Annotated in this window: 12 protein-coding genes; 8 read left to right on the top strand and 4 right to left on the bottom strand. The window is 42.4% G+C overall.

The features are described 5' to 3' along the window. Positions 1–297 precede the first annotated feature (297 nt). Entirely contained in the window at positions 298–666 is a 369-nt protein-coding gene (locus QUA24_RS25330; protein WP_333233026.1) for a hypothetical protein, read from the top strand. After that, a complete protein-coding gene (locus QUA24_RS25325; protein ID WP_333233024.1) occupies positions 644–1,072 on the top strand; it encodes a hypothetical protein in 429 nt (142 codons plus the stop codon). Before QUA24_RS25330 ends, QUA24_RS25325 begins: the two co-directional genes overlap by 23 nt. A gap of 21 nt (positions 1,073–1,093) precedes the next feature. Here the strand turns inward: QUA24_RS25325 and QUA24_RS25320 are convergent, their stop codons facing one another. Beyond that, entirely contained in the window at positions 1,094–1,549 is a 456-nt protein-coding gene (locus QUA24_RS25320) for a lysozyme (protein WP_333233022.1), read from the bottom strand. A gap of 187 nt (positions 1,550–1,736) precedes the next feature. On the opposite strand from QUA24_RS25320, the gene QUA24_RS25315 reads away from it, so the two are divergent. The 4 genes from QUA24_RS25315 to QUA24_RS25300 all read left to right on the top strand — a co-directional run bounded on the left by QUA24_RS25315 (position 1,737) and on the right by QUA24_RS25300 (position 3,858). After that, positions 1,737–2,150 (top strand): hypothetical protein, encoded by a 414-nt coding sequence (locus tag QUA24_RS25315; RefSeq protein ID WP_333233021.1) that lies wholly within the window; start codon positions 1,737–1,739, stop codon positions 2,148–2,150. A 64-nt stretch (positions 2,151–2,214) separates the two neighbouring features. Beyond that, a complete protein-coding gene (locus QUA24_RS25310) occupies positions 2,215–2,505 on the top strand; it encodes a hypothetical protein (RefSeq protein WP_333233019.1) in 291 nt (96 codons plus the stop codon). 110 nt (positions 2,506–2,615) lie between these two features. Then, positions 2,616–2,960 (top strand): hypothetical protein, encoded by a 345-nt coding sequence (locus tag QUA24_RS25305; RefSeq protein ID WP_333233017.1) that lies wholly within the window; start codon positions 2,616–2,618, stop codon positions 2,958–2,960. Positions 2,961–3,132: 172 nt separating this feature from the next. Continuing rightward, positions 3,133–3,858: a hypothetical protein gene (locus tag QUA24_RS25300; protein WP_333233015.1), complete on the top strand. Its 726-nt coding sequence runs from the start codon at positions 3,133–3,135 to the stop codon at positions 3,856–3,858. Positions 3,859–3,928: 70 nt separating this feature from the next. Here the strand turns inward: QUA24_RS25300 and QUA24_RS25295 are convergent, their stop codons facing one another. Beyond that, on the bottom strand, positions 3,929–4,738 hold the full coding sequence (locus tag QUA24_RS25295; protein WP_333233014.1) for a sulfotransferase: 810 nt from the start codon (positions 4,736–4,738) through the stop codon (positions 3,929–3,931). A 109-nt stretch (positions 4,739–4,847) separates the two neighbouring features. Here QUA24_RS25295 and QUA24_RS25290 point away from each other — a divergent pair, with 109 nt between their 5' ends. Further along, positions 4,848–5,612, top strand: a complete 765-nt coding sequence (locus QUA24_RS25290) for a glycosyltransferase (RefSeq protein WP_333233012.1) — start codon at positions 4,848–4,850, stop codon at positions 5,610–5,612. Between the two features lie 18 nt (positions 5,613–5,630). Here QUA24_RS25290 and QUA24_RS25285 read toward each other — a convergent pair whose 3' ends face one another. Beyond that, positions 5,631–7,844 (bottom strand): hypothetical protein, encoded by a 2,214-nt coding sequence (locus QUA24_RS25285; RefSeq protein ID WP_333233010.1) that lies wholly within the window; start codon positions 7,842–7,844, stop codon positions 5,631–5,633. A 1-nt stretch (position 7,845) separates the two neighbouring features. Then, a complete protein-coding gene (locus tag QUA24_RS25280; protein WP_333233009.1) occupies positions 7,846–8,178 on the bottom strand; it encodes a hypothetical protein in 333 nt (110 codons plus the stop codon). Between QUA24_RS25280 and QUA24_RS25275 the strand changes: the two genes are divergently transcribed. After that, the coding region (locus QUA24_RS25275) for a hypothetical protein (protein WP_333233007.1) at positions 8,178–9,989 on the top strand (1,812 nt) is incomplete at its 3' end. The two genes, QUA24_RS25280 and QUA24_RS25275, sit on opposite strands and share 1 nt — an antisense overlap.

Raw genomic sequence — 9,989 nt, 5'->3', positions numbered from 1 at the left:
GCGGATAAAGGGGCGGCGGGAGTGTATCAATCATTACGGTGCAGCCTGCACTCCAATGCAAGCGGTGCCGATGGCGCTGAGGATCAAGTATTTAGCAGAAATCTTGGATCGGGATCTTTAAAAATTGCTAGAATTTGAAAAGTATCAGGGTTTGTTTCTATTAATTAGCGTTTATCGGAATGCCGACTGTTAAATTTTGCAAGTTCATTTATTAATCGCAACTCATCACGCTTTAGTGAATCACACAATACAATGTTTAACCAGTATATAAGTTTAATTTTACTTATCGCTATAATTGTGGAAATTTTCACAATATTTTTAATTGTTATTTTATTGCGCGATCTTAAAACAGTAAAAGCGGCAAACGCAATATTAAAAACTAGAGAAGAAAGAGCTGTTAAAGAAAACATTACTTGGCGCAATATAATCCCAAAAACTATTAGACTTAGTGAGGCGAACGCTGAAAATATTAAAACTTTGTCAGGACAGCAGCAAATTTTAAATAGGTTCGTAGGGGAGGTTTTAAATGTTAGTAATTTAATCCCAAACAAAGAGTTTGGTGTTGAAGTTTCTGACATTATCGAAGAGTTGCGAGAACGAGTAAGATGGGCTCAAGAGCTGGAAAAGTATCAATCTAATAATAATGATTTTTATCAAGGAGATTAACGTGAAGCTACTTTTACAATTATTGATATTGCAAGAGTTTGTTATTATCACGACCACTTTTTCTGGAGTTTTTTTGCTTGTAAGTTACGTTGCACTAACCGGAACTACTAAGGTAATTCCTTCGGAAATGCTGACACTAGGTATTGCGTTAATATCGGGAGCCTCTGCAGCAGCCCTAAAAAAGGGAAAATTGAGTAACGCAGAAATGGTTATATCAACGCAATCATTAAGAGACTATGCTTTTATGGGTGCAGCAACTACCGAGTTAATCCTAGCAGCTAATTACGTATTTTTGATTTGGCTCGAAAAGTTGATTCCCGGTGAAATTGCTCCTGCGATCGGCTCATTGGCCGCTGTAGTGTTAGGTTTTACAGATTTTGGAAGTTCAAAGAACAAAGATGAATAGACCGATCAGCCATTGACCAAATCAAAACAAACAGAGCTTCCAATCTTTCCCCAAAAACAGCGCCCGCTCAGCGTGCCGCCGCCGGGTTAGTCCCGACAACTCTTCACCATTAGCTTTGTTCCATCGCAAAAACTGAGCAGCGACAGTATCGGCTCCGGCATTTGCGTTGAGCATTGAAAGCATTGTCGATCGCTCAAACGCACCCGAACCAACGTTGAAAACAAATGAGGTCAACGCCGAAAACTGGTTATCGTTAATTGGTACGGCAACCAACAGATCGACCGATTCCTCTGCATCCTTCAAGTCTTTCCGCAGTAGCGCGTCTGCTTCCGCTTCGCTGATTGTTTGTCCCATCTCTACTGCAAAAGTGTGTCCGTAGCCGATCGTCGGTACACCCGCAGGGCATAAATAAGCCTCCAATTGGCAACCCTCAAACTCTTTGATTAGTGCTAACCCTTGCTCGTTGATACAGCGCATGATTGTAAATCTTAAAATAAAGCTAAGTTAATGCTATCATATTATCAAGTTGCTCAATAAAATTAGCAGCCAAAAACCACTCCCACATTATCTTTTTAAACATCTTTTCCGCGAGAAGATGTTTGTTTTTAGCGAAACGTATTTGTATTGCTTGGTCACTGAACATCAATTAAAAAACTTAAAGTTTATGTCCACAAAAGGATTCCAGCAAGTTCGAGTCCCGACGCGCACCTTTGAAATTGAGCTAAAACATCGCCCACCAGACGATATGACGGGCGATCGAGAGGAGTTAGTCAAGACTGAACAGATCCAAGTTCCTGACCTCGGCAACCGAGAATGGGAGAAACGATGGGTATTGATGGCGACCTGGAATACTTTTACCGAGGAAGAAGCAAAACGCTGCGGAATTAATCAAGCTTTTATTTTTACTAAAGGGTATCGGGAGCTAGTCTTTCGGATCGAAGTCAACCCGTTTCAAGATGAGGAAGCGCACAAGTTAGACGTGCCCGCACAGAGCGAGTATTCGGACTGGCTGGCGGCTGTGCGGAAGAAGTTTAAGAAGTTGTATGCGTTCGAGCTTGACGACTGGATGGATGGGTGATGGTGCGGGTGATCGGAGGTTGATGTAGGGTTATGATGTAACACTTTAAACAGGAAATAAACCAATGACAGTATATTCAGGCGAAGCAAATAGCTATTTAGCTGCTTGTAGATTAATAAAAAAATTGCAAGCAGCAGGTATTGAAAGTTGCCTAACTTCTGGAGCAGTGTCTATTCAGTGCAAACCAGATCAGGTGAATCTAGCGCAAGAGATTTGTGAAAAATTAAATATTGCTTTTCGGTGTGGTTATATTGGCGTGCAGCAAGAAGTTTTACTGAAGAGTTCTGATGGAACTAACTTGTTAAAACAGAAACAAGGTGATGCGCGATCGGTTGTAGACGAGTGGAAAGACTAGACGTTAATTGTTTGCATATTATTAATAATGTGATATAATACCTGCAAGCTGAAAGGGCGACGTGAACCGCCCTATTGCCATCAGCAGTCAACCTGTAGTAGAGGCGACTTATGGACATTGTAACACGTTCTCCTAATCCACTAGAAGAGCGGATAATCTATATTCTGTGGCAAGATGAATTATATGAAGAGAATCTTGAGAGGTATCGGTCTTTAGCCGATTTATCTGGTGCTGAAATTGCTAAACGTATCTTTGAGGCAAACATCCAAAAAGAGTATGACTGCTCGTTGTCTAATTTACACGAACAAGCTGATTACTTAAAGGGTTTGCCAATTGATACAGTTCCAATTGATTTGTTTCAAGCTGCTATGCAAGTGGCAATAGAACAGGTGAACTGGGATGTCGTATCAGAAGACGAAAATATTGCTGAAGCGATTAGACAAATTAAGTCGTAGTAAGCAAAGTTCGATCTAAAGACTTAATACAAAAGCCCGAAATTATCCGGGCTTTTGTATTAAATAGATTGAGTTTCAACTGTCAAAGAATGATATAATTAATATTGAGCCGATCGGGTGCTGATAACACCCGTTGATCATCGGCTGTCCACCTACTATGGATAGGCGAACAATGAGTAATTTAGCACGATTTGACCAAAACGGGATTGAATTGGTGATTAATACGGTGACGGGTGCTGCTTATGCCACACAGTCAGGATACGCCCGGATGAGCGGATTAAGTCAGCAGGCTATTAATAAGCGGTGCAAGGGTTACAACCAGAGCGAGCTAGAAAGCGCTGAAGCTGATTTGGGGCATGGCTTACAGGGCTACAACCTCATCCCTGCAAAGTTGGTTTACCGATGGCTGGTAAAAGATAATCCCGAACTGAGTCTTGCAATGGGCGAGGCAGGGGCTACTGTTTATCTTCACCAGTTAGCCGGATTTAAAGTCCGCACCAGCGCAATAACCCCTGCTGCTCCCGCACTGCCCCAAACCTATGTTGAAGCCCTTAAAGCATTGGTACAGGCAGAGGAAGAGAAAGAGCAACTAGCACTGGAAAACTCTATGCAGGCAGCTCAGATTGACGAATTGGAGGAAGATGTCGATCACCTATTTGAACTTGTGGACGAGTTATTCTACTATTCCTCAATTGTCCGTATTGCCAAACTCAACAACGTCAACGAAAAAAACTACAGTTGGCGAAAGTTAAAGGCCGCATCCAAGATTAAGGCAGTAGAAGTTAAGCAAGCTCCGTGCCAACGTTTTGGCGTAAAAAATCTTTACCACAGTGACGCATGGAAGTTAGCTTATCCCGAAGCTAAGCTGCCCGCTGCGAGTAATTTAGCTGTACTGTAAATTTAGCTTTCGCGCTAAATTCTAACTCTCGCGCGATCGTCAAAATAAGCCCGGATTACTCCGGGCTTTATCATGTGTACCCAAAGTGCGATCGCAACTCCGTAGTCTGCCCCAAAATATACTGCACCTCATCCACACTAAGAAACTCCTTATATTTAGCAACTGGTGAAGGCTCTACATCTCGATCGATACCTTCGTGCCACGGCAACCCCAGACCTAATTTAACGGCTTTTGTTCGGTAATTCCGCACCATTTCCACGTCGTAGGCGATGTCAAAAAAGTAGCAACACTGCGATAGAAACCTGATTTTATCTGCCAGTAAATCTTCGTATCGAACGACTAAATGCTGAGGGAACTCTCGCAAATAATAAGAGACTAGCGCCGAACTTTTCCAGCGCTCAACACAAAACTCTAGCGTCCATTCTCCGCCCCACAGGATGTTATTGAGCGGGTCACTGGTAGCTTTTCGCATGGATGCCACCACATCCAGCGGATTGCGGACAAGGTGGATAAATTTGGCGCCTGGTAAGTAGTTCAGGATATCGCGGATGAAATAGATATGTTCAGGCGTTTTTTCTAGCCAGCTTTGATTCCCTTCCTCGATCGCCAGCCGATCCAAAATCCCGACAAACCACTTAATCCGATCGCTCGTGAGTTGCCGGCTATAAATTTCAGATTCATTGTACAAGTCGGGGCGGCTGATTTCTTGGTGGAACCATTTGTGCAAGCGATCGGGGAGTTGGGATTTTAGACGATCAGCCCATAAATAGTGGAAAAACTTAGTTTCAGGGAAGCTGGTAATTTTGGGATGTGCGGCTAACAAGCTTTGTAGAATAGTGGTGCCGCTACGGGGTGCACCAACTAAAAATATGCGTTTCATATACTATGCGTAAAATTATAAATATTGCTATCACTTTAACAATCTCGTGAATAAGCCAACATCACCCAGAAAGGGTAGTCCACAAGTAACAGATTCAAGAATTCCCAAAGTGTCGATCGTCGTTCCAGCCTACAACCGCGAAAAGTATCTCGGCATGGCGGTTCGATCGGTGCTTGACCAAACCTATACAGATTTAGAGTTGATCATTGTTGACGATGGCTCAACTGATGGGACGCTGGCGATCGCAGAGCAATTTGCACGGGAGGACGATCGGGTGCGGGTGTTGAGTGATAAGACAAACAGAGGCGCGGCTTATGCGCTCAAAACGGGGTTTGATGCGGCGCGGGGTGAGTATGTGGGGCAGGTTGATTCGGACGATTTGCTTGAGGCGCGGGGAGTGGAGTTGACGCTGGCGGTGTTGGATGACGATATTGGTTGTGGGCTAGTCTATACCAATTATATTGATATAGACAAGAATGGGCGTAAACTTCGACCAGGAAGGCGATGTTCTATTCCTTATTCTGCGGAAAAATTGTTAACTGATTTTATGACTTTTCATTTTCGTCTTATTCGTAAATCAGTTTACAGTGAAATAGGTGGATTTAATACTCAATTCAATAATATTGAAGATTATGATTTGTGTTTGCGATTGTCTGAAGTTACAAACGTCCGAAAAATTAATGAATATTTGTATCTGTATAGATATCATCCAGATTCCACAAAAGTAACAATGGATCAATTAGAAAGAATCAATTTGTGTAAAGAAGCTATTACTCAAGCGCTAGCACGGAGAGGTATGAAAGGTACGCATAGAATAAGTGTTTCTTTTAATCCTACATTTTTTATTCAATTATTTGAAGACTCGTCACACTAATCTACTTGTACGCTAGCCTTAATATCCATAACCAGGCGTTGGAGTTGGTGTCGGAGTTGGTGTCGGGGTTGGTGTCGGGGTTGGCGTTGGGGTTGGCGTTGGAATTTCTGACAACACTGATAAAAATTTTGGCATTGGTTCTCCTTCTGTTTTTGTTTTACACCAGTAATTTGTTGAGGCAAGAGCTATTGTAGAGCTTCCGCTATTTGTAGGAGTCACCATATAAACAGGCAATGCTTTCACCTGAGATGCTACAGTAATTTTACCAGTAATTTCGTTTAATTCTAATTCTGTTATTTTTATAGTCGCTTTGCTAGTCTGGGGTAATACTCTAGTTTTTTCTGGTTCAGCATAAGACAACGCTTGAGTTCCAAAAAAAATATTATTACTATCTATAAATCCATAAGGTATGTAAAGGCTATTTTTTATATAGGAAGTTAACGGTTTTAAATATCTACATTCATGATAATACGAACTATAAATGTTTTCACGAACATCGTTAAAAGGTAAAATAGTTAATCCACTAAACTTTGAAAAAGATAGTAGAAAATCTTTTAAATATAAAACTTCTTTATTGATTTCTGATTGATTCGACGATAAATAATAAGTATAGCCACTGCCTCCATAATAGTAGTTTTTCAGTTTATTATTTAATGTGGTATTCCAAATGGGAGACGAAAAAGAAGATCCTCCGCTATGTAAAACATTAGTATAAGGGGAAAGAATTGTTATGCTTGGCGCTAAAGTTTCACCTCCCAATGAATTAAAGTTTTGTAGTTCAGGGATGCCCGATATTTCTGTAAAAACAGAACTTTCCCCTGTATCTGATAAAATTATTAAATAATTGTGCTGTGTTGTTCTATAAGCTTTAGTAGAAATTTGCTTGATACTTAAAGTTTTATCTCCTGAGTTGTTCACTACTAATGGTTCATATAAAAAGCCGCTTGATATAGAGCTTGAATCTTCATCTGAACCCTCGTTAACCGCTTGATAATTTACGGCATAATTTTTAGTAGGAGTAACACAGATCTCACCTGTGAATCCTAATATTCCTGGATTTGAAGGGAAAGAAGGATCTGTGGACACCGGAGTTAGATAAGAGTAGAAAGTAGTAAAGTTTTCAGTTTTTATTGATTTACTTTTAAAATACCAATTAGACGATGTGTCTACTCCAAACAATACTTGGGGAGGGTTGTAACCTCCTCCTGCTGAATTCCATACTAATAGACCATATTTGTTATAATCTGATATTAAAGGCGTATGATTGTTGTTTGGTTTTACTAAGAATGAATTACCAAAAGTCTGGGAAGAAGCTTGCCCATCATACATCCCGACGTATATTAACGCAAAGTTAACAAAACTAGAATAATTTCCTGAAATGATAAACGTGTTTGCATACGAGAAACCAGCAGAACCCCAACCATTGTACCAATTATAGACACTTGGCCAATTTGTTCTGACTTGACCTGAAAAAGCATCAATAGTATTTATCCCTATACCGCTGCCCGCTGAGTAGAAAAAACCTCCTCCACAGTATCGCCAGAAATAAGGATGACATGAATTTTGATTAAATTCTGTTTGTTCGACAACTCCATTTTCTATTGTAAAAAAGATTGCTGCTGGAGTTGTCAGTGGAATAGCTATCTCCGCAACGCTAAGTATATTAAACCACTGGTGTATTTTTTTTACAGGAAATAACCTGCCCATGACCACATAATCATTTTCTTTTTCGCCCGTATTTACAATAAAAGCATCGGCAAGCCTGTAGCCGTCTGGAACGGTATAAATTTTTTTTACTGGCCAAGTCCCTCCTATCCATAATTCTTTCCATAGCCGTTCAACAATGAGTTCGTCATACCCCACAAAAGGAGAAATCTCTGAATTTACATAAAATAAAATTTTAATATTTTCTTTGGCTTCTTTTTTCTTTGGCTTAACTGATTCTTTTTTTGAAACTTGCCGAGTGGTAGTGGTTGACGTTTCTTTTGCTGCATACGGAGAAAGCGCCACATAGCTACCATCATCTACCCGCATCAACTGAACATCACCTGGCGCACAATCGTTAGCGCATTTTGCCTGCACCACGCGCGGCTGACCCGGTAGCGGATTTGTCACAACCACTTCAACCATTCCGCCCGCCCTGCCGCCGGAATTAGTCCGCCCGATCGGGAATTGCTGCAACTGACCAATTATTTCTCCCTGCTTTTTGACAATCTCTTTCTCGGTCGTCATATCAATAAATCCTAATTGTCAAAATTTCAGTATAGGCATTGTAAACATACTCACCCGGCAACAAATTGGTATAATCTTCGGCTTCTTGGTAAATATCACCGCCAATCTCGACATAATCCACCCGCGCAAACTCCGGCGCGCTGATTGTGGCAAAACCATTGATAATTGCTAGCGGAGTATTTTGCTCGATTGCCCGCCCACTCCCATAATCCAAAATACACAACCGCGCTCGGTGCTGTGGCAAAATTGGATTAAATACCCGACAGACGATCACCCCCAAGGATTGAAGCGGCGTCGGCTCCGTTCTTAAATTTAAATTGTGTATTTTAAACAATGGTTACAGCCCGCTCAAACTATACATATTCTCCCACTACTCCCGGTGGGTTGCCAATAGCAGCACCAGGAAATTTACTTACCGCGCCACCGCCGCCGCCGATCGGTTCAACCATTCGAGTTCTGGGTTCAAAAAAGATTCTCCGCACTAATTACGTGCCGGAACCCTACCCGCAATTTCTGAATTTAGTCCCGATTCTAGCAGGCACAATATCTTGGTCAGAAACCTTTGAGTCAGAACCCAGCGGCTCGATCGAGTTCAAGACTGGTTGGGAAAACCGATATTTAGTCTGTCAACTGCTGCATGTCGGCGTCCCGATCGAGCTTTTTGGTATTGGGTTTCGGGTGAGTGACTTGCGGACGATTGAAGTACCTCGCAGCAAGTCGCTGGGGCCGATAATCGTTGTTCAAGTTTCTCTGTCTGGCGCTCACGGCTGGGCATCAGAGGACGTGCCGCTAGTGATTAAGGACTTCGATAATACAGAGACGGGCGAACGCTGCGATCCGACGGCTAACAAAGGTAGAGACGCGCGGATGCGATCGCAATATCTGAGTTTGGCACAGATAGCCACTCGATCGGGCGGTAGCTACTCAGGGTTTCCCAGTAAAGTAACAGTCCCTAATGATGCAGGCCCCGACACTACCACTAATTTTATGACAGAGCTAGACGCTCGACTGCGGCAAAATGGCTGCTTTAAGGTATTGTCGGAACCCCGACGGATTCGGACTAAAAGATGGAATAGCACCCCCACTTGGAACATACCAGAAGGCGATTTACTCAAAGAAGTGACCCGAACTTTTTCAGGGGAGTTGCGCCGATCGACAAATCTTTCCGATCGCTCTTTCCACTTCTTGCCATTGGGCGAACAAATTCCCGATTTAATCCCCCCATTTAGCACAATGCCACTGGTACGGGAAGACTTGACCAAATACTTACACTCAGAGCATTACTTTCCCAAAGCAGAAATTACGGGATTGTTTCTTGATGACAGCAAATTGGAAGCAAAACGCTTTGGCGAAACTACTAAAATAAGCAAATTTTATGTCAATCCAGAGGAAAAAACTCAGCTACAAAATAGCGGAGCCAGCGGTGCGACCTGGCGGCGGCGCACCCGGAAAGAAGAAACAACTGAGTCAGATCCAAGCGCATCATTACCACCGTCCGGGCTAGGTGTAGTCAAAACTACTTCGATTAATTTCTACGAGAGTGGCAGCAACTATGTCAAAACTAATGAGAAAATCACTACGATCGACGGGATGTCGCTGAAAAAACAAACCTTAAAATATGGGTTTTCGGGCATCCGAGGGATTGACTTGTACAACCAAACTAGCAAGAAAGTTGACGGCGTTGACCCGCTTGGTTTCTGGGGAATTATTGAAGACACGACTGAAACGATAGAGTATGACGATGAAGGTTGGAGGCTGCGATCGGTGACAACCGGTTGGCGAACAGCAGTACATCAAACTGAGGGAATTAGTGACGTTTCTAACGCAGATTCCGATCCAAGTGAAGATTTTGCTACTATCAAGTTTCAACCAGAAACCAGCGACACTCCAACTGATACCGCATTTAAGCAGGCTTCGCTTATCTGTTACCTCCCGAAGCAACTTCAAGTTTATGAAATTGAGGAAAATATTTTATCTCCTTATAACGCCCACTATGGCGACGTGGAATTGCCAGATTTTGAGTTAGAGGAAGTGTGTTCGCCGACGGGGGAGCTGACCTACAAACGGATTGATAACATCGGTGACGGTAAGTGGATAGATCCGCGCTTCGTTCGGAAACAGCAGCGCTATTCGGCAGCTTTTGCG

This window comes from Microcoleus sp. Pol12B5 (assembly GCF_036701335.1).
Lineage (GTDB): Bacteria > Cyanobacteriota > Cyanobacteriia > Cyanobacteriales > Microcoleaceae > Microcoleus.
Note: the sequence above shows the minus strand (reverse complement) of the source record. Positions and strands in the feature narration are given on the sequence as shown.

Excerpts from the sequence above, each read along its gene's own strand:
- QUA24_RS25325 (WP_333233024.1), top strand. The coding sequence starts at position 644 with ATGATTTTTATCAAGGAGATTAACGTGAAGCTACTTTTACAATTATTG.
- QUA24_RS25320 (WP_333233022.1), bottom strand. The coding sequence starts at position 1,549 with ATGCGCTGTATCAACGAGCAAGGGTTAGCACTAATCAAAGAGTTTGAG.
- QUA24_RS25315 (WP_333233021.1), top strand. The coding sequence starts at position 1,737 with ATGTCCACAAAAGGATTCCAGCAAGTTCGAGTCCCGACGCGCACCTTT.
- QUA24_RS25310 (WP_333233019.1), top strand. The coding sequence starts at position 2,215 with ATGACAGTATATTCAGGCGAAGCAAATAGCTATTTAGCTGCTTGTAGA.
- QUA24_RS25305 (WP_333233017.1), top strand. The coding sequence starts at position 2,616 with ATGGACATTGTAACACGTTCTCCTAATCCACTAGAAGAGCGGATAATC.
- QUA24_RS25300 (WP_333233015.1), top strand. The coding sequence starts at position 3,133 with ATGAGTAATTTAGCACGATTTGACCAAAACGGGATTGAATTGGTGATT.
- QUA24_RS25295 (WP_333233014.1), bottom strand. The coding sequence starts at position 4,738 with ATGAAACGCATATTTTTAGTTGGTGCACCCCGTAGCGGCACCACTATT.
- QUA24_RS25285 (WP_333233010.1), bottom strand. The coding sequence starts at position 7,844 with ATGACGACCGAGAAAGAGATTGTCAAAAAGCAGGGAGAAATAATTGGT.